At 63.2% G+C, this 25,639-nt stretch carries 24 protein-coding genes; 6 read left to right on the top strand and 18 right to left on the bottom strand.

Going from position 1 to position 25,639, the window contains the following annotated elements:
- Positions 1 to 73 precede the first annotated feature (73 nt).
- The 5 genes from araD to ytfQ all read right to left on the bottom strand — a co-directional run bounded on the left by araD (position 74) and on the right by ytfQ (position 6,393).
- Entirely contained in the window at positions 74 to 1,840 is a 1,767-nt protein-coding gene (araD, locus tag QFZ88_RS06090; protein WP_024923629.1) for an L-arabinonate dehydratase, read from the bottom strand.
- Positions 1,837 to 2,814 carry a galactofuranose ABC transporter, permease protein YjfF gene (yjfF, locus tag QFZ88_RS06085; RefSeq protein WP_024923628.1) on the bottom strand — a complete coding sequence of 326 codons (978 nt, stop codon included), beginning with the start codon at positions 2,812 to 2,814 and terminating at the stop codon, positions 1,837 to 1,839. The genes araD and yjfF overlap by 4 nt, the downstream gene beginning before the upstream one ends.
- Entirely contained in the window at positions 2,814 to 3,812 is a 999-nt protein-coding gene (locus tag QFZ88_RS06080) for an ABC transporter permease (RefSeq protein WP_024923627.1), read from the bottom strand. Before QFZ88_RS06080 ends, yjfF begins: the two co-directional genes overlap by 1 nt.
- Positions 3,809 to 5,326, bottom strand: a complete 1,518-nt coding sequence (locus QFZ88_RS06075; RefSeq protein ID WP_024923626.1) for a sugar ABC transporter ATP-binding protein — start codon at positions 5,324 to 5,326, stop codon at positions 3,809 to 3,811. The genes QFZ88_RS06080 and QFZ88_RS06075 overlap by 4 nt, the downstream gene beginning before the upstream one ends.
- Before the next feature lie 113 nt (positions 5,327 to 5,439).
- A complete protein-coding gene (gene ytfQ, locus QFZ88_RS06070; protein WP_024923625.1) occupies positions 5,440 to 6,393 on the bottom strand; it encodes a galactofuranose ABC transporter, galactofuranose-binding protein YtfQ in 954 nt (317 codons plus the stop codon).
- Positions 6,394 to 6,539: 146 nt separating this feature from the next.
- On the opposite strand from ytfQ, the gene QFZ88_RS06065 reads away from it, so the two are divergent.
- Entirely contained in the window at positions 6,540 to 7,487 is a 948-nt protein-coding gene (locus QFZ88_RS06065; RefSeq protein ID WP_024923624.1) for a LysR family transcriptional regulator, read from the top strand.
- Positions 7,488 to 8,378: 891 nt separating this feature from the next.
- Complete coding sequence (recQ, locus tag QFZ88_RS06060) at positions 8,379 to 10,172, top strand: DNA helicase RecQ (protein WP_024923623.1); 1,794 nt, start codon at positions 8,379 to 8,381, stop codon at positions 10,170 to 10,172.
- A 218-nt stretch (positions 10,173 to 10,390) separates the two neighbouring features.
- Here recQ and nadC read toward each other — a convergent pair whose 3' ends face one another.
- The 5 genes from nadC to QFZ88_RS06035 form a co-directional block, all read right to left on the bottom strand.
- On the bottom strand, positions 10,391 to 11,242 hold the full coding sequence (gene nadC, locus QFZ88_RS06055; RefSeq protein ID WP_024923622.1) for a carboxylating nicotinate-nucleotide diphosphorylase: 852 nt from the start codon (positions 11,240 to 11,242) through the stop codon (positions 10,391 to 10,393).
- A gap of 3 nt (positions 11,243 to 11,245) precedes the next feature.
- Positions 11,246 to 12,787: an L-aspartate oxidase gene (locus QFZ88_RS06050; RefSeq protein ID WP_024923621.1), complete on the bottom strand. Its 1,542-nt coding sequence runs from the start codon at positions 12,785 to 12,787 to the stop codon at positions 11,246 to 11,248.
- On the bottom strand, positions 12,784 to 13,758 hold the full coding sequence (gene nadA / locus QFZ88_RS06045) for a quinolinate synthase NadA (RefSeq protein ID WP_024923620.1): 975 nt from the start codon (positions 13,756 to 13,758) through the stop codon (positions 12,784 to 12,786). The genes QFZ88_RS06050 and nadA overlap by 4 nt, the downstream gene beginning before the upstream one ends.
- Positions 13,759 to 13,841: 83 nt before the next feature.
- A complete protein-coding gene (locus tag QFZ88_RS06040) occupies positions 13,842 to 14,777 on the bottom strand; it encodes an NUDIX hydrolase (protein ID WP_024923619.1) in 936 nt (311 codons plus the stop codon).
- A 607-nt stretch (positions 14,778 to 15,384) separates the two neighbouring features.
- On the bottom strand, positions 15,385 to 15,612 hold the full coding sequence (locus QFZ88_RS06035) for a hypothetical protein (RefSeq protein ID WP_024923618.1): 228 nt from the start codon (positions 15,610 to 15,612) through the stop codon (positions 15,385 to 15,387).
- 332 nt (positions 15,613 to 15,944) lie between these two features.
- Between QFZ88_RS06035 and QFZ88_RS06030 the strand changes: the two genes are divergently transcribed.
- From QFZ88_RS06030 to QFZ88_RS06020, 3 genes are all read left to right on the top strand, one after another.
- On the top strand, positions 15,945 to 16,382 hold the full coding sequence (locus QFZ88_RS06030; RefSeq protein ID WP_024923617.1) for a curlin: 438 nt from the start codon (positions 15,945 to 15,947) through the stop codon (positions 16,380 to 16,382).
- A 58-nt stretch (positions 16,383 to 16,440) separates the two neighbouring features.
- Complete coding sequence (gene csgH, locus QFZ88_RS06025) at positions 16,441 to 16,845, top strand: curli-like amyloid fiber formation chaperone CsgH (protein ID WP_024923616.1); 405 nt, start codon at positions 16,441 to 16,443, stop codon at positions 16,843 to 16,845.
- A 207-nt stretch (positions 16,846 to 17,052) separates the two neighbouring features.
- Positions 17,053 to 17,469, top strand: coding sequence for a curlin (locus QFZ88_RS06020; RefSeq protein ID WP_024923615.1), 417 nt, complete (start codon positions 17,053 to 17,055; stop codon positions 17,467 to 17,469).
- Positions 17,470 to 17,717: 248 nt separating this feature from the next.
- Here QFZ88_RS06020 and QFZ88_RS06015 read toward each other — a convergent pair whose 3' ends face one another.
- The 5 genes from QFZ88_RS06015 to QFZ88_RS05995 form a co-directional block, all read right to left on the bottom strand.
- Positions 17,718 to 18,506 carry an ABC transporter ATP-binding protein gene (locus tag QFZ88_RS06015; RefSeq protein ID WP_024923614.1) on the bottom strand — a complete coding sequence of 263 codons (789 nt, stop codon included), beginning with the start codon at positions 18,504 to 18,506 and terminating at the stop codon, positions 17,718 to 17,720.
- A 145-nt stretch (positions 18,507 to 18,651) separates the two neighbouring features.
- A complete protein-coding gene (locus tag QFZ88_RS06010) occupies positions 18,652 to 19,347 on the bottom strand; it encodes an ABC transporter permease (RefSeq protein WP_024923613.1) in 696 nt (231 codons plus the stop codon).
- Positions 19,344 to 20,063, bottom strand: a complete 720-nt coding sequence (locus QFZ88_RS06005; RefSeq protein ID WP_024923612.1) for an ABC transporter permease — start codon at positions 20,061 to 20,063, stop codon at positions 19,344 to 19,346. The genes QFZ88_RS06010 and QFZ88_RS06005 overlap by 4 nt, the downstream gene beginning before the upstream one ends.
- The gene (locus QFZ88_RS06000; protein ID WP_051504758.1) at positions 20,060 to 20,914 is read right to left on the bottom strand and encodes a transporter substrate-binding domain-containing protein; all 855 of its coding nucleotides are present in this window, start codon (positions 20,912 to 20,914) and stop codon (positions 20,060 to 20,062) included. The genes QFZ88_RS06005 and QFZ88_RS06000 overlap by 4 nt, the downstream gene beginning before the upstream one ends.
- 179 nt (positions 20,915 to 21,093) lie before the next feature.
- Positions 21,094 to 21,996 (bottom strand): LysR family transcriptional regulator, encoded by a 903-nt coding sequence (locus QFZ88_RS05995; RefSeq protein WP_024923610.1) that lies wholly within the window; start codon positions 21,994 to 21,996, stop codon positions 21,094 to 21,096.
- A 123-nt stretch (positions 21,997 to 22,119) separates the two neighbouring features.
- On the opposite strand from QFZ88_RS05995, the gene QFZ88_RS05990 reads away from it, so the two are divergent.
- Complete coding sequence (locus QFZ88_RS05990) at positions 22,120 to 22,665, top strand: Lrp/AsnC family transcriptional regulator (protein WP_024923609.1); 546 nt, start codon at positions 22,120 to 22,122, stop codon at positions 22,663 to 22,665.
- Between the two features lie 27 nt (positions 22,666 to 22,692).
- Here QFZ88_RS05990 and QFZ88_RS05985 read toward each other — a convergent pair whose 3' ends face one another.
- From QFZ88_RS05985 to QFZ88_RS05975, 3 genes are read right to left on the bottom strand one after another with little or no spacing between them, the layout of a single operon-like run.
- The gene (locus tag QFZ88_RS05985; protein ID WP_024923608.1) at positions 22,693 to 23,856 is read right to left on the bottom strand and encodes an NAD(P)/FAD-dependent oxidoreductase; all 1,164 of its coding nucleotides are present in this window, start codon (positions 23,854 to 23,856) and stop codon (positions 22,693 to 22,695) included.
- The gene (locus QFZ88_RS05980; protein WP_065997781.1) at positions 23,840 to 25,273 is read right to left on the bottom strand and encodes an NAD(P)/FAD-dependent oxidoreductase; all 1,434 of its coding nucleotides are present in this window, start codon (positions 25,271 to 25,273) and stop codon (positions 23,840 to 23,842) included. The genes QFZ88_RS05985 and QFZ88_RS05980 overlap by 17 nt, the downstream gene beginning before the upstream one ends.
- 2 nt (positions 25,274 to 25,275) lie before the next feature.
- Positions 25,276 to 25,575, bottom strand: coding sequence for a (2Fe-2S)-binding protein (locus tag QFZ88_RS05975; protein ID WP_024923606.1), 300 nt, complete (start codon positions 25,573 to 25,575; stop codon positions 25,276 to 25,278).
- Between the last annotated feature and the right edge of the window lie 64 nt (positions 25,576 to 25,639).

Below are 25,639 nucleotides of genomic sequence, written 5' to 3'. Positions count from 1 at the left end.
TGGCATCGGGGCCGGGCAGGGGCTCGTTTGTCTCGTCCGGCAAATGCTTGGGCTTAATTCTCGCTTATCGAACTCAGTGCGAATCCTTGGGCACGGCCCGGCCGCGGCAGCCGCGCAGGAAGTCGAAATCCGCGCCGGTGTCGGCACCGGTGACATGGTCGTGGTAGAGCATTTCGTAGCCACCGGCGGGGCGGGTGGAAGGGTTTTGCCAGGCTGCCAGCCGCGCCGTGATTTCCCGCTCGGGCACGTCGAGATGCAGGCGGCGGTTCGGCACATCGAGTTCGATGAAATCGCCGTCGAGCACGATCGCCAGCGGACCGCCGGCGGCGGCCTCCGGGCTGGCGTGCAACACGACGGTGCCGTAGGCCGTTCCTGACATGCGGGCGTCGGAAATGCGCACCATGTCGGTGATGCCCTTTTTCAGCACCTTCGGCGGCAGGCCCATATTGCCCACCTCGGCCATACCGGGATAACCGCGCGGGCCACAGTTCTTCAGGACCATGACGCAGGTCTCGTCGATATCGAGGTCGGGATCGTTGATCTTCTTCTTGTAATCGTCGATGTCCTCGAAGACGACTGCGCGGCCTCGATGGACCATCAACGCAGGCGATGCCGCGGATGGTTTCAGGACCGCTCCGCTAGGCGCCAGGTTTCCCTTGAGGACCGCGATACCGCCCGCCGCCGTCAACGCTTTCGCGGTCGGCAGGATAACGTCCTCGTTCCAATTGCGGACGTCCTTGACCTCCTCCCACAGGCTTTGTCCGGACACCGTCAACGCATCCTTGTGAAGCAAATCGGCTTCGCCCAGTCGCCTCAGCACGACCGGCAGCCCGCCGGCGTAGAAGAACTCTTCCATCAGGTATTTGCCCGACGGCATGAGGTTGACGATAGTTGGCACGTCGCGCCCCAGCCGGTCCCAGTCGTCCAGCGTCAGGTTGATCCCGGCCCGGCCCGCCAAGGCCAGCAGATGGACCACGGCATTGGTCGAGCCGCCTATGGCGCCGTTGGTGCGGATGGCGTTTTCGAAGGCTTCGCGGGTCAGGATGTCCGAGGGTTTCAGGTCGTCCTTAACCATCTGCACGATGCGTCGTCCGGTCAATTGCGCCATGACCCGGCGACGGCTGTCGACGGCTGGAATGGCGGCATTGCCGGACAATGCCATGCCAAGCGCCTCGGCCATCGACGCCATGGTCGAGGCCGTGCCCATCGTGTTGCAGGTTCCCGTCGAACGGCTCATCGCCTGTTCGGCTTCCAGGAACTCCGTCTGGCTCATCGTGCCGGCCTTGATCGCCTCCGACATTTGCCACAGCGCCGTGCCCGATCCTACGCGTTCGTTGCGGAACCAGCCGTTCAGCATCGGGCCGCCGGTCACGGTGATCGCCGGCAGGTCGACCGAGGCTGCCCCCATCAGCAGCGACGGCGTGGTCTTGTCGCAGCCGACCATCAGCACCACACCGTCGATGGGCTGGGCGCGGATGGTCTCCTCCACCGCCATGGCGGCCAGGTTGCGATACATCATCGCCGTCGGACGATAGGTGTTCTCCGAGGCCGAAAGCACCGGCACCTCAAGCGGAAAACCGCCGGCCTCCCACACGCCTGCCTTCACCTTTTCCGCCAGCTCGCGCAGATGGCCGTTGCAGGGGGTGAGGTCCGACCAGGTGTTCAGGATGCCGATCACCGGCCGGCCGTCGAACAGATCGTGCGGGTAGCCCTGGTTCTTCAACCAGCCGCGGTGATAGATGTTGTCGCGGGAGGTGCCGCCATACCATTCCTGCGAACGCAGCCTGCGCGGCCACGGCGCCGGCTGGAACCCGGCGCGGATGTTGGGCTGGATAGTCATGCTGCTTTCCTGTTTGCGGCGCCACGGTCGCCGACCAGCACCAAAAGGCGCTGCAGCGCTATGAAGGCGAACAGCAGGATGCCGACGACGATCTTCGTCCACCAGCTCGAAAGGGTGCCGTCGAAGACAATGTAGGTCTGGATCAGGCCCTGGATGACGACGCCGAAGAAGGTTCCGGCCACCAGGCCGACACCACCGGTCAGCAGGGTCCCGCCGATCACCACGGCGGCGATCGCGTCGAGCTCGACGCCTACCGTCGCAAGCGAATAGCCAGCCGAGGTGTAGAGCGAGAAGACGACGCCGGCGAGGCCCGAAAGGAAGCCGGACAGCGCATAGATGCCGATGGTGGTGCGGGCCACCGGTACGCCCATCAGTTCGGCCGACTGCCTGTTGCCCCCGATCGCGTAGACATAGGAGCCGAAGCGCGTGTAGTGCGCGATCAGGATGCCGGCGGCAAAGACCAGCAGCATCAGGCCGCCGACCAGTGTCAACCGCCCACCACCCGGCATCAGCACGTACATCTTCTGCACAGCCGAGTAGAATTTGTGGTTGATCGGGATCGAGTCCGTCGCGATCACGAAAGCCATGCCGCGCGCCAGGAACATGCCCGCCAGCGTAACGATGAAGGCCGGCACTTCGAGATAGTGGATCGCCGCCCCCATGGCGGCGCCGAAGGCGGTCGAGACGGCCAGCGCAATCGCGAAGGCCAGCAACGGATGTATGTCGTACCAGCTGACGAGCACCGAGATCAGTACGCCGGTGAACGCAATCACCGCGCCGACCGAAAGATCGATGCCGCCGGACAGGATGACGAAGGTCATGCCGACCGCCGCGATGCCGAGAAAGGCGTTGTCGGTCAAGAGATTGCCGGCCACGCGCGTCGACAGCATGTTCGGAAACTGGAACACGCAGACCGCATAGGCCAGCACGAAGATGACCAGCGTTGCGAAGAAGGGAAGCAGGCGCGACGACATCATGTCCGTTGTGCCTTGCTCTGGGGGAGGGCGCGGTCGCGCACGAAGAGCCGCCCGACGGATGCCGACTGCGCCAAAAGGATGACGATGATCACAATGGCCTTGACGATGAGGTTGTACTCAGGCGGGAAGCCCGAGATGAGGATGCCGGTGTTCATGGCCTGGATGATGACGGCGCCCAGCACCGACATCAGGATCGAGAAGCGGCCGCCGAGCAGGGACGTCCCGCCGATCACCACCGCGAGGATGGCGTCGAGTTCGAGCCACAGGCCTGCATTGTTGGCATCCGCGCCGCGGATGTCGGCCGTCACGATGATACCGGCGATCGCCGCGCAGAAGCCGCAGAAAGCGTAGACCAGCATGAGCAGCAGGCGGCTGTTGATGCCGGCATAGGTCGACGCACTGCGGTTGACGCCGAGGGATTCGATCAGCAGCCCAAGCGCCGTGCGCCGCACGACCAGGACGGTCAGCACCGTCAAGGCGGCAACGATGGCGACCGGCATCGGAAATGCGAGGAAGGAGCCGGCGCTAAAGGCGGCGAGGCCGGGATCGTTGAAGGTCACGATCACGCCCTCGGTCACCAGCTGCGCGATGCCGCGCCCGGCGACCATGAGGATGAGGGTCGCGACGATCGGCTGGAGCTCCAGAACCGCGACCAGGAAACCGTTGAGCAGCCCGCAGCCGAGGCCGACGCCGAGCGCGGCCAGCACGACGACCGGCAGCGGATGGCCCGCCATGATCATCGTCGCCGCCACGGCGCCGGCCATGGCCATGACGGCGCCGACGGAAAGGTCGACGCCCTTGGTGGCGATCACCATCGTCATGCCGATCGCCAGGATGGCCACCGGCGCGCCGCGGTTGAGCACGTCGATGAGACTGCCGAACAGCCGGCCGTCCTGCAGGCGTATGCTGAAGAAGCCGTCGAAGGCCATCCAGTTGAAGAAGAGGATAAGCGCCAGGCAGGTGAGCTTCGGGGCTGCACGCTTCAGGCCCGTCATGCGCTCGCCCCTTCGCTGACCGCGATCGTGCGCATGATGTTGCCGGCGCTGATCTCTTCGCCGGTGAGGTCGCAAATATGCTGGCGGTCGCGCAGCACCCGCACCCGTGTCGAGTATGCCATGATCTCCTCGATCTCGGACGAGATGACCACCAGCGCCAGTCCCTCCTCGCAGAGCCGGTTGATCAGCTGGATGATCTCGGCATGCGCGCCGACATCGATGCCGCGCGTCGGCTCATCGAGGATGAGCAGGCGCGGCTGCGTCGCCAACCAGCGCGCCAGGATCACCTTCTGCTGGTTGCCGCCCGACAAAAGCTTGACCGGCTTCTCGATATCGGTGGTGCGGATGTCCAGCGCCTTCACGAGCCGGTGGGCGAGCTCCGCCTGTTCGCTGCTCGACATGGGTTTCAGCCAGCCGCGCCGCGCCTGCAGCGCCAGGGCGATATTCTCGCGCACCGAGAGATCGCCGATGATGCCGTCGACCTTGCGGTCTTCCGGGCAGAGGCCGAAACCAAGCCGCACCGCCTCGCGCGGCGAGCTTATGCGCACGGCCTTGCCGTCGACGGTCGCCTTGCCGCTGTCGGCGTGATCGACGCCGAACATCAGCCGCGCCGTCTCGGTGCGGCCAGATCCCAAGAGGCCGGCGACACCTATCACTTCGCCCGGCGCGATCGCCAGGTCGAAGGGCGCGACCGAACGCGACAGGCCGAAGGCTGAAAACTCGATTGTGCGTCCAGTCCCGCCAGTAGGTGGCGCCCGATGCCCATGCTCCGTCGCGGCTTCCAGGGCACGACCCAGCATCATGGAGACAAGCTCCATCCGGGGCAGCGCCCCTGTGTCGTGCGTTCCCACCAGGCGGCCATTGCGCAGCACGGTGATGCGGTCGGCGACGGCGTAGACCTGGTCGAGGAAATGCGTGATGAAGACAATGCCGAGGCCGCGGTCGCGCAGCTTGCGCATGACGCCAAACAGCAGTTGCACCTCATGCCGGTCCAGGCTGGCTGTCGGTTCGTCCAGGATCAGTACCGAGCCTGACATGTCGACGGCCCGGGCAATGGCGACAAGCTGCTGCACGGCGACCGAGAAGCTCGACAATGGCGCCCGGACATTGATGTCGATGTCATATTGCGCCAGCAGTGCCCTTGCCATCCGGTTCATGGCGGCGGCATGGGTCAGGCCGAAGCGTTTCGGCTGCCGGCCGATATAGAGGTTTTCGGCGACGCTCAGATTGGGCAGGAGGTTGACCTCCTGGTAGACCGTGCCGACGCCGAGCCTTTGCGCATGCAGCGTGTCGCGCACATCGACCGGCTCGCCGTTGAGCGCGATTGTGCCGGCATCCGGCCTATGCACGCCGGTCAGCACCTTAATCAAGGTGGACTTGCCCGCGCCATTCTCGCCGAGCAGCGCATGGATCTCGCCCTTGCGTACGGTAAAGTCGACATTTTCGAGGGCTTTGAAGCCGAAGAAGCTTTTTGAGATATCGTGAGCGCTGAGAAGCGCTTCGGTTTCGCCCACACCGTCCTCCCGTCAGCGCCGCTGAAACTGGATCTGCTTGCCGAGCAAACATTCCGTATGGCGGTGGGCGGAGCGCTGGTCTGCCCCACCCACCTTGCCACCCCCAAACCGCGTCAGTAACCGAGACCCTTCTTCGCCTCATAGACCTTCATCGGATCGTCGGCCTGCGTGTAGAGCTTCGACTCGGTGATGATGGTCTTTGGCGGGACAGTGCCGTCCTTCTTCAGCTTCTCGAGCGCATCGAAGGCAGGACCGGCCATGTTGGGGGTCAGTTCCACCGTTGCGTTGGCCTCGCCGGCCGCAAGGGCCTTGAAGATGTCGGGCACGGCGTCGATCGACACGACCTTGATGTCGGTTCCCGGCTTCAGCCCTGCTTCCTTGATGGCCTGGATCGCGCCCACCGCCATGTCGTCATTGTGGGCATAGAGCGCGCAGATGTTCTTGCCGCCATTCTCCGCCTTCAGGAAGCCTTCCATGACTTCCTTGCCCTTGGCGCGGGTGAAGTCGCCCGTCTGGCTGCGGATGATCTTGATCGACGATGCGCCGGCGATCGCTTCCTCGAAGCCCTTCTTGCGATTGATCGCCGGCGACGAGCCGGTCGTGCCCTGAAGCTCGACGACGTTGCAGTTCTTGCCGGCCACGTCCTTCACCAGCCATTGGCCGGCGACCTTGCCTTCCAGCACCTGATCGGATGCCACCATGGTGGTGTAAAGGTCGTCTGGACCGTCGATACCGCGATCGAGCAGGAAGACCGGGATCTTGGCTTCCTTGGCTTCGGTCAGCACGGCCTCCCAGCCGGTTGCGACGACGGGCGCCACGAAGATGGCATCAACGCCCTGCGCGATAAAACCGCGGATCGCCTTGATCTGGTTTTCCTGCTTCTGCTGGGCGTCCGCGAATTTGAGGTCGACGCCGCGCTTTTCGGCTTGCTGCTTGGTGACGCTGGTTTCCGCCGCGCGCCAGCCCGATTCCGAGCCGATCTGCGAGAAGCCGATGGTCATGCCGGCCGCCTGGGCCGACGCGCCGATGAGAAGAGATGCCGCCGAGGCGAGCAAAATTGTCCTGATGGTCCTGGTCACTGGTTCCTCCCGAGTGAATGCGAAGGGTCGCGCTCCACCCGCGAGCCCTTTCGCTATCAAGGCGCGCCATGTCATAACCGTCAAATCATCATTGGGCATCTTCATATACCGGAATTGGCAAGATAGAAGAGGACATGAAGTTCCAATATCTGAAGCTGAATCAGCTGCGTTTCGTCGATGCCCTGCGCCGTCGGGGACGGCTCGGGCTCGCCGCCGAAGAACTGCACATGTCCCAGCCCGCGGCGTCACGCATGTTGGCGGAGATCGAGGGTCTCGTCGGCCAGCCGATCTGCTCGCGCAATGCGCATGGTGTCGTCTTCAACGAACTGGGCCAGGCGCTGGCGGCGCGCGCGCATCGGGTGATCCATGAAATCGACCAGCTGCGGCGCGACCTGACCGAATTGGTGGACGGCAGCCATGGCAAGGTGCGCATCGGCGCCGTGACGACCGCCGCTGTCGCCTATGCCTTGCCCGCGGCGATCACGCTGCGGCGGCTGGCACCGCGCATGGAATTACAGATTGACGTCGAGCCGAGCGTGACGCTGATGCAGCGCATGCGGGACGGCGACTATGATTTCGTACTCGGAAGGCTGACCGAGCCCCAGGACCGCACGCAATTCGACGTGCGCCAGATCGGGGCGGAGGCCGTGAAATTCGTGGTGCGCGAAGGACACCCGCTGGCAGGCCGCAGCAAATTGCGCCTGGCCGATCTGGCGCGTCAGGACTGGGTGGTCCAGCCGGTCGGCACGCCGATCTGGTCAGCCCTATCGCGCGCCTTCGTCGATGAGCAGACGCGCTTTCCCGAGAGCGTGACCTATACGGCATCGGTGCTGCTCACGCTGGCCACGATCTCGCGCACCGATGCCATCGCGCCGCTGGCCGACGATGTCGTCCAGTTGCTGGCTTCGCCCGCGCTGGCGACCCGCGTCGCCATCCTCGGCATGGCCAATCCGATATTCGTGCCGGATCTCAGTATCATCACCCTGCACGACAGCGTGCTGTCGCCCATTGCTTTGCGGTTCCTGAACTTGATCGAAAGCGAGATTGCGGCGAAAACTCTGGGGGCGTTTGCCGCTTCCTGACGGTGCGTCGGCCCCCCAGCTTATACCGGTCGGAGCTTAGATTTCGCTTTCCCCAGGCACGAGTGTCATTGGCCAGGGTATGCGGGCAGGGCGCTCGGTATACTGCCGACGCGAGCGGGCATCGGGGCTAGCAAAGTTTCGGCAAGCGCAATGCCCAGATCAAGTATTGATAGTTCATAAGACCAGCCTCGTTCGGCCCGCAAAAGAGCCCGATCGCCAGCACTTCATCGATGAGCAAGATCGCCGTCGGCCGCTCCACGAGAGCGGCAAGGTACCCTACCGTTGACGACACCGGAGTTCGCGGTGGTCTTCAACGGCCGAGGGAAGAATGAGATCAGCGAGATGATCGGCCCAACTTCGAACCCACGCAGCTTCGTTTGTCCAACATGCAGACCAAACTGCGGATCTAGGAGATTTACGCGCTGATCGGCGCGGAAGAAGCGATCGGGATTTGTATCTCTCAATTAAAACAGTGCGCACGCTCCTGTGGTCGTCTCGAGTCATATGCGGTCAAGAGCCTGCCTTGGTCGATAAGTAGCTCCAATCGGCCGTCAGGCCTGCGAAGTCGCGACCGCAATGGTTCGTGAACCTGAATGGCTGCTTTTACCAAGTGGATTCTCGAAACCAGCCGATCCGCTTGCGGCCCCAAAACGTATTCTGGCGAGCTGCAGGGAAACGTCGATCGAGCCCGAATGGCAATTGGGTCTGAAGTTCGACTTCCTTGAACAAGGCCCGGGCAGGATGGTTCATTTCCAATAAATTCACCCGGCCCTGAAGCAGGGCGAGTACGCCTAGGGACTGTTGCAAGAGGATGCACGGGAAGACGCATCGATGATCGTTAACGCGGCGAAGCTGCTATGAAAGGTCTTTCCGTGATTCTCCGTGCCGCCGATGACCGCCCTCGAAATTCTCAAAACCGTTTATGGCTATGATGCGTTCCGGGGGCCGCAGGCGCGCATCGTCGAGCATGTCATTGCCGGCAACAACGCTTTCGTTTTGATGCCGACGGGCGGCGGCAAGTCGCTTTGCTACCAGATCCCGGCCATTGTCCGTCCCGGCATGGGGCTCGTCGTTTCGCCGCTGCTGGCGCTGATGGCCGATCAGGTGACGGCACTGCGGCAGGCAGGTGTGCGGGCGGCGGCACTCAACTCCGACCTTGCGCTCGATGACCGCCGCGCGCTGTGGCGCGATATCCGTACCGGTCAGCTCGACCTGCTCTATGTTGCGCCCGAAACGCTGCTCAGGCCGGACGTATTGGAGCTGTTGGAAGGCGTAAAACTGTCGCTGATTGCCATCGACGAGGCGCACTGCCTGTCGCAATGGGGGCACGATTTCCGGCCGTCCTACCGTCAGCTTGACGCGGTGGTGGCGCGTTTTGCCGGCGTTCCGCGCATGGCGCTGACGGCGACCGCCGACGAGCCTACGCGCGCCGAAATCCTGTCGCATCTCGCCATTGACGAGGCCGACGCCTTCATCGCCGGTTTCGACCGGCCCAACATTCGCTACGCCATCGAGGAGAAAGATAATCCGCGGGCGCAGCTCAAGGAATTCCTCAAACGCTACGAGGGCGAGAGCGGTATCGTCTACTGCCTATCGAAGCGCCGTACCGAGGAAACCGCCGCCTGGCTTCGAGGCCTCGGCTACGATGCGCTCGCCTATCACGCCGGCATGGACAAGGCGGCGCGCGAGACCAACCAGAAACGCTTCCAGCATGGCGAAGCGGTCATCATGGTCGCCACCGTCGCCTTCGGCATGGGCATCGACAAGCCGGATGTGCGCTTCGTCGCCCATATCGACCTGCCGGGCAGCATCGAGGCCTATTACCAGGAGACCGGCCGCGCCGGGCGCGACGGCCTGCCGTCCGATACACTGCTGCTCTACGGCTCCGAGGACATCGCGCTGCGCAGTCGCTTCATCGAGGAGTCGGAGGCGCCCGACCAGCGCAAGCGCATGGAGCGGCAGAAACTCGACGCGCTGCTGGGCCTGGCCGAGACGGGGGGCTGCCGCCGGCAGGTGCTGCTGTCCTATTTCGGCGACCATGGCGAACCGTGCGGCAATTGCGACACCTGCGCGGAGCCGCCAAAACTGTTCGATGGCGCCATCGCGGCGCAAAAGGCGCTATCATGCATCTACCGCACTGGCGAGCGTTTCGGGCAAGCCTATGTCGTCGACGTGCTTCTGGGCGTGGACAACGAGCGCATTACTCAGTTCGGCCATGACCGCATCTCCACCTACGGCATCGGGCGAGAGCACGACAACCGCACGTGGCGAGCGATCCTGCGCCAGCTGATCGCGCTACGCCTTATCGATGTCGACCTCACCGGCCATGGTGGCTTGGCGATCGCGCCGGCTGGCCGCGACTTCCTGCGCGACAAGCCGCCGTTGATGCTGCGCATTCCGGCGCCGGCGCGTGCCAGGCGCGGCAAGGTGGCGCGGAGTGCGGCGCAGTCTGCCGTTGCCGGTGCGGACAATGACCTGTTCCAGGCGCTGCGGCAGAAGCGTACGGAAATAGCGCGCCTGCAGAACGTGCCGCCCTATGTGATTTTCCACGACAAGACCCTGATCGAGCTCGCAGCGGTGCGACCCGCCTCGCGCGCCGAAATGGCCGGCGTGCCCGGTGTCGGCGAAGCCAAGCTCGACCGCTATGGACCGGCCTTTCTTGCGGTGATCGCCGAGCACGCATGATGCGGTGGCGGCCGCCGACATCGGACGGTGAGCTTTCGTCAACATCCTGTCCGCAAGCGGGCCGGCAATTCCCGGTCGCATTGTGGTCGTTCGATGCGGTGTCGGTTTTACGGACGCTGCCATTTGGTCACGGCCATGAATGGCGTTCACCGAACGATGGTTATGCTCCCGCTGCTTGCGGTTGAGCTTCGAGACGGCTTTGGCTGCCGCGGCCGAGCCTACAAGGAGGTGTCCAGCCCGATGTCGAGGATCGGGGCGCTGTGGGTCAGCCAGCCAACCGAGATCAGGTCGACGCCGGTCGCGGCGATTTCCGGTGCGGTGGCCGGAGTGACGCGGCCCGAAGCCTCGGTGATTGCTCGTCCGCTGACCATGCGCACGGCCTGTGCAAGCAGGTCCGGTCCCATGTTGTCGAGTAGAACCGCATCCACGCCGAGGTCGAGTGCTTGCTGCAGTTGGTCGAGTGTGTCGACCTCGACCTCGATCTTGACCAAGTGCCCGACATTGGCCTTGGCCCGTTCGATGGCCGCGCGCACGCCGCCGGCGATGGCGATATGGTTGTCCTTGATCAGCACGGCGTCGTCCAGACCGAAGCGGTGGTTCGAGCCGCCACCGGCCCGAACGGCGTATTTTTCCAGTGCGCGCAGACCCGGCGTGGTTTTGCGGGTGCAGACGATCCTTGCCTTGTGGTCGCGCACCGCATCGACGATGCCGGCCGTGGCGGTGGCAATGCCGCTGAGGTGGGAGAGGAAGTTAAGTGCCACGCGCTCGGCCGTCAGAAGCCCGCGCGCTGGCCCTATGAGGGTCGCGAGGATGTCTCCGGCTTCGATGCGGCTTCCGTCCGGGCGTTCGATTTTCATGGCGATTGCGGGATCGATCAGGCCGAAGGCGAGCGCCGCCAGATCGAGGCCGGCAACGACACCGGGCTGACGCGCGGCCAGCACCAGTTTGGCAGAAACATCGGCAGGAACAATGGCCTCGGTTGTGATGTCGCCGGCACAGCCGAGGTCTTCCAGCAAGGCGGCGCGAACAAGCGGTTCGAGCATCAGCCGGGGCAGGGGAGAAAGCGTCATGGTTCAGGCGCTCCGGGCCAGTGGTGCGGGGTCGAGTTCGGCATCAGCGGCCAACGCGGCGTCGAGGGTCAGTCGTGCGCGGCGGGTTGGCGCAGTGTGGGTGGGGAAATCGCTGCGAAAATGTGCGCCGCGGCTTTCTTTGCGACGAAGCGCCGAGACGGCCATCATCAGCGCGACCGCAGCTGGATCTGCGCAGGCGGTTTTGCCGGTCGCCAGAGGCGCCAGGCGGGCCACGGCGCCGCGCAGTTCATCGCCGTTTCGCACGACCCCCAGGGTCGCCGAAACGATGTCGCGCACGGGGCCGGGGGCTGGTGGCGGCAACAGCTCTGCCGGACCTGCCTCGATGATACGGGTCCCCGATGCCGAAGCCACGCTGCGGGCCACCCATTCTGCGCAGACCACGGCCTCGGTGAGCGAATTGCTGGCAAGCCGGTTGGCGCCGTGCAGGCCGGTCGAGGCCACCTCACCACAGGCCCACAGCCCCGGCACGGAACTGCGGCCTTCATCATCCACCGCCACGCCACCCATGTGGTAATGGGCAGCAGGCCGTATCGGGATCGGTTCGAATGCCGGATCGATCCCGGCCTCATGGCAGAAGGCGGCGATAGCCGGAAAACGCTCCGCGAAGCGGGTAACGAGGCAATCGCGCGTGTCGAGAAAGACCCTGTGGCCCTTTGCAAGATGGCGGAAGACTGCGCGTGCGACGGTGTCGCGCGACGCGAGCTCGGCGCCGGGCAGATCAGCAAGGAAGCGCTGGCCGATTTCGTCGATCAGCACCGCGCCTTCGCCGCGCACGGCTTCGCTTACCAGCGGCATCGGTCGCGCCGGCGTGTCGAGTGCTGTCGGGTGGAATTGCACGAATTCGAGGTCAGCCAGTTCGGCGCCGGCGCGGGCGGCAAGCGCCAGACCCTGGCCGAAACAACCGAGCGGATTTGTAGTGTCGTGATAGAGGCTGCCGATGCCGCCAGTGGCAAGCACGACGCGATCGGTCGCAAATACCGCGCTGGCGGTTTGGCTCGTCGCGATGACGCCGGCGATGGAGCCGTCCTCGATGAGGAGCCTGCGCGCCCGGACATCTTCAAACACGGTGATGGACGGCGTGGCGCGTACGGCCGCGACCAAGGCACGGATGAGTTCGCGCCCGGTCGCGTCGCCGCCGGCATGAACGATGCGCCGGCGGCTGTGCGCCGCTTCCAGGCCGAGGGCCAGGCCGCCGCTGGGATTCCGATCGAAGACGACGCCAAGCCGTTCCAGCCTCTCAATGGCCTTGGGCGCCGCCTCGACGATACGCCGGGCGACCGGGACATCGCACAGGCCGTCGCCGGCGTTGCAGGTATCGGCGAGGTGTAGCGCGGTGGAATCGTCGCTGCCGAGTGCGGCCGCCATGCCGCCTTGCGCGAGAGGGCTCGATGCCTCGCCGCCGAGCGGGGCGGCGGACATCAGCACCACCGGCAATGGTGCAAGTTCCAGTGCCGTCATCAAGCCGGCGATGCCGGCGCCGATAATGACGGGCCGGCCGGCGAGGTCGTGGCGATCGGCACTCATATTTCGAGCATCCGCTCCACCGCGAGACGGGCGCGGGACGCGACGGCCGGGTCGATCGTCACGGGATGACGCATCTGCTCCAGTGCTGTGCGAATGTTGGCGAGCGTGATGCGCTTCATATGCGGGCAAAGATTGCAGGGGCGGATGAATTCGACCTCGGGATGGTCGATGGCGACATTGTCGCTCATCGAACACTCGGTCATCAAAACGACGCGCGCCGGCTTTTCCCTGCCGACATAGTCCGACATCGCCGCGGTCGAGCCGGCGAAATCGGCCTCCGCCACCACTTCCGGCGGGCATTCGGGATGGGCGAGCACGATGACGCCGGGGTGTGCGGCGCGCAGTTCGCGGATGTCGGCCGGTGCGAAGCGCTCATGCACCTCGCAATGGCCCTTCCAGGCGATGATCTCGACATTGGTCTGGGCGGCGATGTTCTGCGCCAGATATTCGTCGGGCAGCATCATGACGCGGGGCACGCCGAGCGATTCCACGACGGCCTTGGCATTGCCGGAGGTGCAGCAGATGTCGGAATCGGCCTTCACCGCGGCCGAAGTGTTGACATAGGTGACGACGGGAACGCCCGGATAGCGCTGCCGCATCAGCCTGATGTCTTGCGGCGTGATGGAATCGGCCAGCGAGCAGCCGGCGCCCATGTCCGGAATGAGCACGGTCTTTTGCGGATTGAGCAGCTTGGCCGTCTCGGCCATGAAATGTACGCCGGCCAGCACGATCACATCGGCCTCGACGTTTATCGCCTTGCGCGCCAGCGCCAGGCTGTCGCCGACGATGTCGGCCACGCAGTGGTAGATTTCCGGGGCCTGGTAGTTGTGCGCCAGGATGACGGCGTTGCGTTCGCGCTTGAGCGCCAAGATCGCGTCGATATCATCGGAAAAGGCCGGCCATTCGATCGCCGGGATGAATTTGGCGACGCGACTGTGGAGTTCGGCTGTGGTGGGAGCGATGCTAGACATGTTGATCCTTATTATGCTCTAGTGGAGTATAATATGGGTATATGCTTACCATGAGCATAAGTGCTGTCAAGGGAAGGATTTTGCTATTTAGTGCCGGCCAGCGGCCTTTCGTCGAGCACGGCATGGCGGAAGCGGAACAGCTTGGCCGGACGACCGCCGGTGTCGGAGGACATCTGGCCGGTCTCCTCGACGAGATCCTGTTGTTCGATCAGACGGCGGAAATTCTGCTTGTGCACGGTGACGCCCGCCAATGCCTCGACCGCCCGCTGCAATTGCAGCAGCGTGAACGCCGGTGGCATCAGTTCGAAGACGACGGGCCGGTATTTGATCTTGGTGCGCAGCCTGGCAATGCCGGTCGCGAGGATGCGGCGGTTGTCGCCTTGCATGACTCGTCCCGGCACAAGGTGGGCACGGCTGGGGCTGCTTCGACGCGCGGCTTCTTCGACAAGCCCCGCCTCGTAGAGCAACTCATAGCGTTGCAGGATCAATTCCTCGTTCCAGGGCTGGCCTTGGAGACCAAAAGCGATCGCCGCGCGCCGAAGGCGCTTTTCCTCAAATTCGCCGATGCCGGTCCATCGCTGGAGCGCCGGTTCGATGAGGTCGGCGATAAGCTGTGGCGCACCGTAGCGATGATCTTCCCAAGGAAAGAATTCGTACCAGCTACGCCAGCTGCCGGATGTGGTGGCGTGGGGCTGCTCCTCGTGGGTCAGGCCAAGATAGCTGATCGAGATCACCCGGTGACCGGGCTCGTCCGTGCCGCGGTCACGGTCGGCGAAGGTGTAGAGCTGTTCGATGTAGCCCAGCGGCCGGCCGGTCTGCTGTTCCACCCAGTCGCGCAATCCGGCTTGCAGCGAACGGTGGCTGGATTCGAGGGGACCGGAGGGGAGGGAGGCCGCATCGCCGATCGTCAGGACGAGCGGATTGCCACCGCCAGCAGCAACCAGGACGGCCGTGAGGTCAACCTGCACCGCATGGTTTCTGTCCACCTGGATTGACTTGTCGAAGCTGCTGTTCTGCATATGCCCATTGGTCTCGAAAGAGTTCCATCCGCCTTGCAAAACGTTGCCAGCAGTGCCTTACCCTCGCCAGTAAACACAAAGCGGCTGCGACATCCATCCCCGCGAATTTGCAAATGGCCGAAGCCGTTCGGTCAGACACTTTTCACTCGTCCTCTCAACATTTGTGTTGGAAGATTGCCCTGGCATTGACTTGCCAACACCATCGAGACCGAGTTTTGCCGTCCAACACCGCTCGAGCAACCCGGCATGTCTTTCAATCTTACCAAGATCATGACTTCGGGCGGATCAGGGTGCTGCTATCGAGAGCAAGCGGATGAAGCTGGCCATTTCATCAGGCGCTCGGCGCGGATGAAGACGACCTCCGTGCGGCCGAGGACGGGCGCATCTCGATCGCGCTCGGTGAGATGCCGAGCGGCAGGCGAAACCGCGAACCGGTCGGCTTTGAAGCGCGGGGTCATATTGAATTTAACGCGGCCCAATCGATCCGGACAGGCAATCACCGAAGCTTCACCGGGGCAGTCGTTGAGCCTGCCAGTAGAACGGGAAGCAAGGCTGTCGGCGTTGGAAGGGCTCGGATTCCGGCCGTATCCGTCTTCTGCTCCCACGGTTATTGCGCGCTAAACCGCTTCCCCTTCAGCCCCTTGGGCTTCATGCCGTCCGCGGTTTCCATAAATTGAGCCACAGTATCGATCCATGCCGCCGTCTTTGGCGGGATCTCTGCTTCTTCCGTCAGCCACGCCTCGACCAAAGACACGTCGCAGCCTAACGCTTCCGCCAAAGTTTCCGGTGACCAGCGCATGATGGTCAGGCATTCTTCGAGACGCTCAGGTGTCATGGATCATCTTGCTCGCTGCTGTGCGCTGTAGACGCGATTGAGATATTCCATCAGGTCGCGGAATGCCGTGTCGATGTCAATCTGCGTGGGATCTTTTCGCAGTCGCCGTATGGCGCGGCTGAAGAGGGGCGACTGCCTCTCGGCTGTTCTTCAGCCTGTTTCTTCGCGATGTTTGTTGGACGCAAAAAAGGGTTCGGCCGGCAAATCTCTCGCTGGTGCACGATCTATCTCGTGAACTTCCGGTGAACGGCGCCTTCAGCATCGGTTCCGAACGCTCTCGCTACAAAGGAGCCGTTCAACCGCGGTCCAGTCCGCACTGAAGGAGGTTCACAATGATCCGCACATCCATCGTAGGTGCCGTAGTTGCCGTTGTCGTTGGTGCCGGTGTTACCGCCCCAGCCTTCGCCAATGACGTGCGCATCGAACAATTTGGCTGGCACAACTCCGCCGGAGGCGTGCAGAATGGCCATAAGAACCGTGTCCGCTTCTATCAGGACGGTCAATACAACACCGCCATCGGCCAGCAATACGGACACCGCAACCTGTCCGCGATCGGACAGGAAGGAGACGGCAATTACGGTGCCACCTATCAATACGGCAATCGTAACCAGGCTGGCATCGGCCAGTTTGGCTCGGACCACACCGCGATATTGACGCAGGATGGCAACGGCAATGTCGCCGCTGGCGTCCAGGTCGGGCATGGCTGCAGCGCGGATGTCAACCAGGGTGGCAGCGGCAATGTCGCGGCTTTCGTTCAGGCCTGTCCTTGATCCACAAGACAGGGCGGATCAGGCTCCCGGCTTTTCTCCGTCAAACAGGAGATGATTCATGGCTAACACCGACAGACGAATTCCGACCGTTGCCGCAATCGCATTCGCAGGATTGGTCGCCGTGGGTGCAAGCGGCGCCTTTGCCGACAAGGACAATTCTGCCTCCGGCCCGCTACGCTGCGAGATCCGGGGCAGGGTTCAAGGCAACACGATCTTTATCGAACCCGTCGTGCGCTCCGATGAAGGCGTGAGCGGCAGCTACAGCATCACTGTATCCGGAGGAGGGGCTGGCGGCTCCTCCAACATCAGGCAGGGCGGTGAGTTCACCGCCCTGCCTGGACATCCCACCGCGCTCGGCCAGATCAGCCTTAGCGCCGCCGATGCCTCCTATGACGTGAAGCTCAAGGTGGCGGCTGCAGGGACAAGCGCCACCTGCACCAAGCAGGTGCCGAGCGAAATCTGAGCTTCATTTTCAAAAATAGTCGGATACGCGCCCCGGATCGTCCGGGGCGTTTCTTTTCCCTCGCCAGCCTGGTGCTGAACGATGGCTGAACACGTCCTTCCGGCCCGGTTCAGTATGGTCATGCGAGAGTTCGGCATTCCCTGGCGAATACCCAAAAAGGAGAGTTCATCGGCATTCCCTGGCGAATACCCAAAAAGGAGAGTTCAGATGAACGCCAAAGCTGCCAATGTCCTGCGCACTGTTGCCGCTGCCGTCATGTTGGGACCACTGGTGCTTTCCAGCCCCGCCGTGGCGGGTGGCTCGATTGCCTTCTACCTTTCACCCCAGAATGGCGATGATGCCCAGATGATGGACCTCGGTCTGAGAGCCTATGCGCTCTATAACGGCCTGCGCCACGGCGCGAACGTCCGTCAGCACGGCCACGGCAACAATGCCGGGATCGGCCAGAACGGAGGCGGCAATCTCGGCATCGTCGATCAGCAGGGCGACAGCCATTCCGCTACCCTGCAGCAGAACGGCAACGGCAATTCATACGGTGTCTTCCAGTTCGGTCGGAACACCGACGCGGAAGTCGTACAGAACGGTCAAGGCCAGAGTGGCGCGGCGCTGTTGTTTGGTTGGTGATAAAGCCGCGGTTTGCGAAAAAGCCCCTCCGCGTTGATGGTGAACTCTCTCAAGATGAAAATGACGCGCAAGCACCTGGGTGTCTCGCGAGCAGCCCTTCTTCAGAACCAGCAAGGACGCGATTCAAGACGACGAATTGGTGCCAAGCGCAACAACGCAGGCCCCATATCGCCCCTAAGCGCCAGTTTCATCTTGGTCCGACGCAGATATTCGCCGGCAACGCGTTGTTGTCCCCGTGTCGAACGTGGCTAGCGAACGGATTTTAGGAACGCGCCGAGGCGGGGGCTGCGCGGCTGGCGCAGCACTTCGGCTGGCGGGCCTTCTTCCTCGATGCGCCCGTCATGGAAGAACACCACCTTGTCGGAGACCTCGCGGGCAAAGCTCATTTCGTGCGTCACGACCAGCATGGTACGGCCTTCCTTCGCCAGCGCACGGATCACCGCGAGCACCTCGCCGACCAGTTCGGGGTCGAGCGCCGAGGTCGGTTCGTCGAACAGCAGCAGTTCTGGCTCCACGGCAAGGGCCCGCGCGATGGCGACGCGTTGCTGCTGGCCGCCCGACAGCGAAGCCGGATAGGCGTTGGCCTTCTCCTGCAAGCCGACCTTGGCAAGCAATTCCATGGCCCGCTGCACGGCCTGCTGGCGTGGAACGCCGTGCACATGGATCGGAACCTTGATGATGTTTTCAAGCACCGTCCAGTGCGACCACAGATTGAACTGCTGGAACACCATGCCGGTGCGGCGGCGCAGCCATTCGATGCCTGCTTGCGGAGGGACCTTTCCAGCGCCCATTTCCAGACTGCGGCCCTTGAAGTCTATTTGACCGGAGCTTGGCGCTTCGAGGAAATTCAGACAGCGCAGGAAAGTGCTTTTGCCTGAACCGCTTGCGCCGATGATCGAAACCACCTGATGCTCGTAGGCTTTGAAAGAAACGCCCTTGAGCACCTCGACGACGCCGAAGCTCTTGCGCAAATTCCGCGACTCGATTGTCGGCACCGCAGGCGTGGGTTTGGTGGCCGGCAGTTCAGTTGTATTCATCGTTTCCTCCGGTCGGTCTGGCCAGGCGGCAGAGCAAGTCTCGGCCGGCGCGCCATTGCTGGAACAGGCGATTTTATGTGCTGTGGTGTCCGGCTGATCGGTGTGGCCGATCGACGCCTCGGCGCGGCAGGACGAGACTTGCGCCTCAGCCCTCCATTGCGAAGCCCCCATTGCGCATCATCCGGGCCTCGAGCAGCCGCACCCCGAAACTGAGCGCCATATTAAGCCCGAGATACACCGCGCCCGCCGCCAGGAAGACCTCGATCGGAGCATAGGTCTCCGAAGCCAGGATCCGCGCCTGTCCGGTCAGCTCGATAATGGTGATGGTGCTGGCCAGTGACGTGCCTTTGAGGATGAGGATCAACTCGTTACCATAGGCGGGCAGCATGGCGCGCAGGGCCTGGGGGAACACCACCAGCCGGAACCTCTGCGTGGCGGTAAGGCCGAACGCCTTGGCTGCCTCGATCTGCCCGCGCGGCACCGAAAGCAGCCCACCGCGAATGATCTCGCTGCCATAAGCCGCCGTGTTCAAGGACAGGGCGATGAGCGCGCAGGCATAGGCTTCCCGGAAGATCGGCCACAGGATGGAATTGCGCATGGCGTCGAGCTGGCCGAGCCCGTAGTAGACGAAGAAAACCTGGGCCAGCAGCGGCGTTCCGCGGATGATGTAGACATAGGTGTAGGCGAGCGCCGAAAATGCGCGGATGCCTGAAAGCCTCGCCGCCGCCAGCAGCACCGCCAGCATGAAACCGAGCGCGATCGACGTGACGGCGAGTTCGAGCGTTAGCGGCAGTGCCGAGAGCAGCGCCGGAAACGAGCCGAAGAGCACATCCCATCTCATTTGCCATATCCCCCGACGACGGAGCGGCTGAAATGACGTTCGGCGCTATCGAAAGCCTTGTTCGAGATCGCTGTGAAGACGAGGAAGATGAGGATCGCGACCATGTAGAACAGAAATGGACTGCGGGTTGAACCGGCCGCCACGTCTATAGTGCGCATCAGTTCAACCAGCCCGGTAACAGAGACCAGCGCCGTATCTTTCAGCACCAGCTGCCAGACATTGGAGATCGACGGCAAGGCATAGCGCAGCATTTGCGGCAGCTTGATGTGGCAAAACAATGTGGATCGCCTCATTCCGAAGGCACTGGCGGCCTCGATCTGTCCTTTCGGGATGGCCTGGAAGGCACCGCGAAACACCTCGGCGCTGTAGGCCGCGCAGATCAGGATAACGGCCAGGACGCCGGCGCTGAAGGCGTCCGCAGCGACTGCACCGGAATAACCCAGCGCGTCGGCGACATAGCGGTAGAAGTGGCCGCCGCCGAAGAACAGCAGATAGATCACCAGGAGTTCGGGCACGCCGCGGACAACCGTGACATAGACACCGGAAATGGAGCGCAGCAGGAGACTTGAAGAGAGCCGCGCGGCCGCGATGGGCAAGCCCACGACGAGCCCGCCGGCAAAGCCCAATGCTGCGATGACCAGGGTCATCGCAGCACCGCGCGCCAGTTCGTCGCCCCACCCGGTCGGGCCGAAGGCGAGAAGGTCGAGGAAATTCATTTGGCGACGTTTTCAGGGATCGAACCGTCGACGCCGATCCATTTGACGCTCATCTTCGAGATGCTGCCGTCGGCGGTCGCCTCGCGGATCGCCTTGTTGAACTGCTCGCGCAGTTCCGTTTCCTCACCCTTGCGGAACGCCAGCGCGACACCCTTGCCGAGTGCGCCGCCTTTCAGGGCTGGGCCAAACGCGACAAATTTCTTGCCGGCCTTTTCCTGTTCGCCGATGAAATTGAGTGTGGAACCGGCGCCATCGACGGCGGCGTCGATGCGGCCGGCGACGAGGTCGAGCAGCATGTTCTCGCCCTTGTCATAGATTTTCACTTTGACGCCCGGAAAAATCCCCTCGAAGAACTTCGCATGCGTCGACGCGCGCTCGACGCCGACGGTCGCATCCTTGAGCGCGGTCGCGACATCGCCGATGACGGCCTTGTCCTTGTCGCTCATCGATCCAAGCAGGATGGTCGAGCCTGCGCCGCTCTTGAACTGGCCGAGCTTGCTTTCACCGGAAGCGATCAGACGCGTCGGGCCGGCATAATAGGCGATCGAGAAATCGACCGCCTTTGCGCGTTCGTCGGTGATGGAGAGCGAAGCGAGAATGGCGTCAAACCTCTTTTCGTTGAGGGCAGGGATCATGCCGTCGAAATTCTGGATGACCCACTCGCATTTGACGTTCATGCGCTTGCAGATGTCGTCGACCAGATCGGCTTCGAAGCCGATAAGCTTGCCCGCCGGATCGGTGTAGTTGAACGGCGCGTAGGTGCCGTCGGTGGCGAGTTTCACCACCCGCTGCTCTGCTGCCTGGATCGTGCTTGCCCCGGCGAGAAGCATCGCCGCGGAGACAAGCAGCATTCGTCTCTTCATGTTCATTTTCGCTCACCCTCTGTTCTTGTTTACGCCGCGCCGGGAGCGCCCAGAACGGGCGTCTTGCGCGGAGCCCCATCGAGAGTAGGCCGAAAGACAGCCACGTTCGGTCAAACCAACATTGGCGGGCGGCAAAAAATGTCTGGTTTGACGGCCCACCCGGCAGTTTATTTTGCCAACTCCAACTGGGTGCCCTGGCTCTTCAGCCATGCCACGAAGGCCTGCGGAACCCGTCCTGGTGTGTGGATGACGGCATAATAGGCCCCGAGCACGATATCGACCTGCGGGCACAGCCGGATGATGTTGCCAGATTGCAGCAAAGGGGCGACGAAAGCTGTGTTGGCCTGGGCGACACCGAGGCCCGAAAGACAGGCGTCGATCGATGATTCATCGGTGTCGAAGACGATGCTGCGGCCAAGCGGTTCGAAGGGGATGGCAGCCCCCTTGCACCATTGGCGCCAGGACCAGGCATCAGCCGTGTCCTGCAGGATCGGCAGAGCGAGGACTTGCGCCGGGTCGGTCACTGCAACTTGCCCGTCCAGCAGTGCCGGCCGGCAAATAGGCGCGGTGTTGTCCGCCAGGAACATCTCGCCCTCCGTGTCTGCGTCCTGCGGCAAACCACGCGCATACTTGATCTCGATGTCGATCCTGTCGCTGCCGGCCGCTCCGATGGTGCGAAAGTGCAGATCTACCCCCGGGTGTCCGAGATGATAGTGCTCTATCCTCGGGATCAGCCAACGCTGCGTCAGTGTTACCGGCGCCCATATGGTCAGCTTGGCGGCTTGGCTTGAAACTTCGCGCACGCCCTTGCGGACTTCGGCCAGCGCATTCTTGGCATGACCGAGGAAGGCTTTGCCCGTCTCCGTCAGTTCGATGGCGTTGTGGCTTCGCTGGAACAGCGTTACGTCAAGCGACTGTTCGAGCAGCTTGATCTGCCGGCTCACCGCGCCGGGCGTCAGGTTCAATTCCGAGGCGGCAAGCGTCAAACTGCCAAGACGCGACGCGGCCTCAAATGCGACGAGCGTGTTCAGCCAGGGTAGCCTGACGGTCACTGCATGTCTGGCGCTCATTCAGGCGTTACCTTTTTTCGATTGCAAGCCTTGGGCGTCCTCTCATTCTGGCCGAACCCAGCAGACCGACTGGTCGGTGGCGCGTGTGCAGCCGCAGTTGAGCCTCGTCAGGAGAAAAACACAATGAACATGGTGCCCTTGAAGTCGGAATTCGCAGGCCTGCCCGGCAAGGTCGACCGCATCGATCTGCGTATTCTCACGGAACTTCAGAAGAACGGCCGGATCACGAATTTCAAACTATCCTCACTCGTCGGCATCTCGGCCAGCCCGTGCCACAAGCGCGTGCGCCGGCTGGAAAAGATGGGGCTGATCAGTGGCTATCGCGCCCAGATCTACTGGTCGCGGCTCTATCCCAACGTCACGGTCTTCGCCGCGGTTTCGTTGAAGAACCACGGCTCGGTCGACTTCCAGACCTTCGAGCGCCGCATCAAGCACCATCCCGAGATCACCAACTGTTTCGGATTGTGCGGGCCTTACGACTACATGCTGCGCTTCGATTGCCGTGATATCGCGGCCTACGAAGCCACCTCGCGCGAACTTCTCGACGGCGACGTGTCGTTCTCCCGCTTCGACAGTTTCGTGGTGCTGCGCGAGATCAAGAACGAGCCTTCGTCTCCGGCAACTACCTCATTGCAGACACCACAGGACGAATTGCGGCGGGTTGCCTGACCTTGCTTGTAGTCAAGCCGTCTCGTTTCAGGCGGTTTGGACAAGCGGTGTCTTGCCGACGGCATCTGGACCCTTATCAAACCGGTAGGGGTCGAAGCCTTCGATCTGTGTCGATGTGCGGCCGTCAAGCACCAGTTCGGCGACCACTTCGCCGATGCCGGGGCCGAGCTGGAAACCATGCCCGGAAAAACCGAAGGCATGGATCAGTCCGCCGACGATGCGGCTTCTTCCGAGGAATGGCAGCGAATCCGGCGACTTGCCTTCGACGCCGGCCCAGGTGCGGATGAAATTGCGGCCGCGCAGGAACGGCAGCACGTCGACGGCGATGCGCGACGCATCAAAGAGGTTCTGGGGAACGTATTTCGCGCGGCCGGTGTCGAGATCGGCGCCGCCCGGGCCCCGGCCGAAGAGAAGATTTCCCCGGCCAATCTGGCGGGCGTAAAAGAAGCGCCCGTTGACCGGGTAGTCCACCGTCGACGTGATCATGCGGGGAAATGGCTCGCTGACCACCATTTGCGGGGCCATCACATCGAGCGGAAAGACCTCCGAAAATTGTGCCGCAAGGCGCGCGCCCCAAGCGCCGGCTGCATTGATCAGGGTCGGTGCCCGAACCCTGGTTCCAGATTCGCTCTCGATCTGAAAGCACGCGCCATCGTGATGCGCGGTCCGCACAGCGTCGTGCTCGCGGATATCGACGCCGAGCTTGCGCGTGGCGATGGCGAAGACCGGCGTGACAAGCCGTGGATTGGCCGCACCGTCGCTGGCGACGAAGCATCCGCCGAGCACCTTCGTGCCGATCCAGGGGAAACGCCGTGCAACTTCCGCGCCCGTCATCAATTGCGTGCCGACGCCATGACCATCAGCCATGGTGGCCCATTGTTCGACGGCAGCCATATGTTCGGCGCGGTCGCAGATCTCGATATGCCCAGTGATCTCCGTCTCGCAGCTTTCGCCGACGAGGGTTTCGATCTTCTGCCACTGGCTGCGGGCGCGCAGGCTGAGCGGCAGTTCGGGTTCGGCGCGGCCATTGGTGCGCAGGCCGCCGAAATTCACGCCGCTGGCCTGGGAGCCGACCGTACCGCGTTCGAACAGCATGACGCGCGCGCCGCGCCGGGCAAGATAGTAGGCCGAGCAGACGCCCGCGATACCGCCGCCGACGATGATGACGTCCGTTTCAGAAACTCTGGTCATCGGCTTCACTTTTTTCACCAGCACGCATCCAGGCGTCGACCTGCGGATCTGCCTGGCCGCCGGCATTTGCATACGAGATCGGTTTGACGGGTCCCTGTCCGCGCAGCTTGCCGACCTGTTCGAGCGGCCTTCCGGTCGCCGCCGAAAGCAACTCGGCCAGGACGGGGCCGCAGACGCGGCCCTGGCAGCGTCCCATGCCGGGCCGGGCGAGCGCCTTCAGCCTATTGACCTCCCGCGGTTCGAACTTGGCGATTGCGGCCCTGGCCTCGCCGAAGGTGACGTTCTCGCAGCGACACAGGATGGTTTCGTCGGGCGCTTCGCCAATCCAGTCGGCGGGAAAGGGAAAGCTTGTCTCGACACCCTTGCGAAAGGTGACAAGGCGACCAAGCTCGCGCTCGATCTGGCGCATCCGTGTCTTCGATGATGGCAGCCCGATGTCGGCAAGCAACGCCAGCGCCGCGCGCTCGCCGGCGAGTTCGGCGACATCGGCGCCGCCGATCGCGCTGCCGTCGCCCGCGACATAGATGCCGTCGCCGGCGCGGCCCTGGCCATCGTGCGCGACGACCCACTGCCGGTTGGCCGCATCGAAGCGGGTGCGGCATCCGGCAATTTCGGCAAGCTGCATTTCGGGAGTAAGCCCGAAACCGAGCCCGACGGCATCGCACGGGATAAAATCATCGCGACCGCCGGCGCTGAAGCGGATGCCCTTTACACTCTCCGTGCCCTCAACCGAGCGCAGCCGCACGCCTTCGCGCAGCATGACGCGTTTACGCGAGAGATAGCGGCGATAGGCGAGGCCGCGCAGCAGCATTTTGGGTGCGCGGGCCATCCACGGCGCGCCACGGACCTTGTCGAGATAGGAGGCGGAATCGAGCACCGCCACGACATTGGCGCCGGCCTTCGCATACTGGTAGGCGACCAGATAGAGCAGCGGCCCGGTGCCGGCGAAGACCACGGCGCGTCCTATGGAACAGGCCTGGTTCTTTAGCGCGATTTGCGATCCGCCGAGCGTGAACACACCGGGCAAGGTCCATCCCGGGATCGGGATAATCCGGTCCATCGCACCGGTGCTCAACAGCAGCCGGTCGAATTCCTGCCTGCCGGCGCCGGATTGGTCGCTTGTGTGCACGGCGCCGTCGAAGATGTTCCAGACCAGCGTGTTCGGCCGATAGTCGATCTTGCCGGCAAGAGCGTCGAACATGTCGTGCAGACGCACCGCCTTTGGCGCGTCGTCGCCATAAAGGCTGGCTGGCGGGCGCTGGAATCCGCCGGGCTGGCGCCGGTAGATCTGGCCGCCGCTCGCCGGTGCTTCGCTGATTACCGTGAGGTTTCGGCATCCGGCGCGATGAAGTGTTTCGACCGCCCGCGAACCTGCCGGGCCGGTGCCCACCACGATGATCCGATCGTTGCCTGCCATGATCACCTTGCCTCGCGCGTCAGCACGTCCATGCCGTGCTGGACCTGGGTGGTGCAGGCGCGAACCCGCTCGCCCGAGGCAAGCGACAGCCAGCAATCCTGGCAGGCGCCCATGTTGCAGAAACCGGCGCGCGGCCCATCGCCGAATTCGGAATGCCGCAGATGCCTGCCATGAAGCAGCATCGCAGTCAGCAGCGTATCGCCGTTGAGGCAAGAGACGCTCTCGCCGTCGATGCGGATTTCGACCGGCGCCCGGCCGGTCTCGCCCAAGCGGATAAACTGTCCTGCACTGCTGCCTGTCATCGGATCACAACTCGAAAATAACGAGGACAACCTAGCGGCCGTCGGCTCGCAACCTTTTCCAAAT

Origin of the sequence: Mesorhizobium sp. YL-MeA3-2017, from assembly GCF_030814575.1 — a bacterium.
GTDB classification, from domain to species: Bacteria; Pseudomonadota; Alphaproteobacteria; order Rhizobiales; family Rhizobiaceae; genus Mesorhizobium; species Mesorhizobium terrae.
The sequence above is the reverse complement of the archived record's forward strand: the minus strand, read 5'-3'. Positions and strand labels throughout refer to the sequence as shown.

Bases quoted from the DNA above. Each gene is read 5' to 3' on its own strand.
- QFZ88_RS06040 (WP_024923619.1), bottom strand. From the start codon at position 14,777: ATGCAGAACAGCAGCTTCGACAAGTCAATCCAGGTGGACAGAAACCAT.
- QFZ88_RS06065 (WP_024923624.1), top strand. From the start codon at position 6,540: ATGAAGTTCCAATATCTGAAGCTGAATCAGCTGCGTTTCGTCGATGCC.
- QFZ88_RS06035 (WP_024923618.1), bottom strand. From the start codon at position 15,612: ATGACACCTGAGCGTCTCGAAGAATGCCTGACCATCATGCGCTGGTCA.
- csgH (WP_024923616.1), top strand. From the start codon at position 16,441: ATGGCTAACACCGACAGACGAATTCCGACCGTTGCCGCAATCGCATTC.
- QFZ88_RS06000 (WP_051504758.1), bottom strand. From the start codon at position 20,914: ATGCTGCTTGTCTCCGCGGCGATGCTTCTCGCCGGGGCAAGCACGATC.
- QFZ88_RS05990 (WP_024923609.1), top strand. From the start codon at position 22,120: ATGAACATGGTGCCCTTGAAGTCGGAATTCGCAGGCCTGCCCGGCAAG.
- recQ (WP_024923623.1), top strand. From the start codon at position 8,379: ATGACCGCCCTCGAAATTCTCAAAACCGTTTATGGCTATGATGCGTTC.
- QFZ88_RS06030 (WP_024923617.1), top strand. From the start codon at position 15,945: ATGATCCGCACATCCATCGTAGGTGCCGTAGTTGCCGTTGTCGTTGGT.
- QFZ88_RS06020 (WP_024923615.1), top strand. From the start codon at position 17,053: ATGAACGCCAAAGCTGCCAATGTCCTGCGCACTGTTGCCGCTGCCGTC.
- QFZ88_RS05980 (WP_065997781.1), bottom strand. From the start codon at position 25,273: ATGGCAGGCAACGATCGGATCATCGTGGTGGGCACCGGCCCGGCAGGT.
- QFZ88_RS06010 (WP_024923613.1), bottom strand. From the start codon at position 19,347: ATGAGATGGGATGTGCTCTTCGGCTCGTTTCCGGCGCTGCTCTCGGCA.
- nadA (WP_024923620.1), bottom strand. From the start codon at position 13,758: ATGTCTAGCATCGCTCCCACCACAGCCGAACTCCACAGTCGCGTCGCC.
- araD (WP_024923629.1), bottom strand. From the start codon at position 1,840: ATGACTATCCAGCCCAACATCCGCGCCGGGTTCCAGCCGGCGCCGTGG.
- QFZ88_RS06080 (WP_024923627.1), bottom strand. From the start codon at position 3,812: ATGACGGGCCTGAAGCGTGCAGCCCCGAAGCTCACCTGCCTGGCGCTT.
- QFZ88_RS05985 (WP_024923608.1), bottom strand. From the start codon at position 23,856: ATGACCAGAGTTTCTGAAACGGACGTCATCATCGTCGGCGGCGGTATC.
- nadC (WP_024923622.1), bottom strand. From the start codon at position 11,242: ATGACGCTTTCTCCCCTGCCCCGGCTGATGCTCGAACCGCTTGTTCGC.
- QFZ88_RS05995 (WP_024923610.1), bottom strand. From the start codon at position 21,996: ATGAGCGCCAGACATGCAGTGACCGTCAGGCTACCCTGGCTGAACACG.
- yjfF (WP_024923628.1), bottom strand. From the start codon at position 2,814: ATGTCGTCGCGCCTGCTTCCCTTCTTCGCAACGCTGGTCATCTTCGTG.
- QFZ88_RS06005 (WP_024923612.1), bottom strand. From the start codon at position 20,063: ATGAATTTCCTCGACCTTCTCGCCTTCGGCCCGACCGGGTGGGGCGAC.
- QFZ88_RS05975 (WP_024923606.1), bottom strand. From the start codon at position 25,575: ATGACAGGCAGCAGTGCAGGACAGTTTATCCGCTTGGGCGAGACCGGC.
- QFZ88_RS06015 (WP_024923614.1), bottom strand. From the start codon at position 18,506: ATGAATACAACTGAACTGCCGGCCACCAAACCCACGCCTGCGGTGCCG.
- QFZ88_RS06050 (WP_024923621.1), bottom strand. From the start codon at position 12,787: ATGAGTGCCGATCGCCACGACCTCGCCGGCCGGCCCGTCATTATCGGC.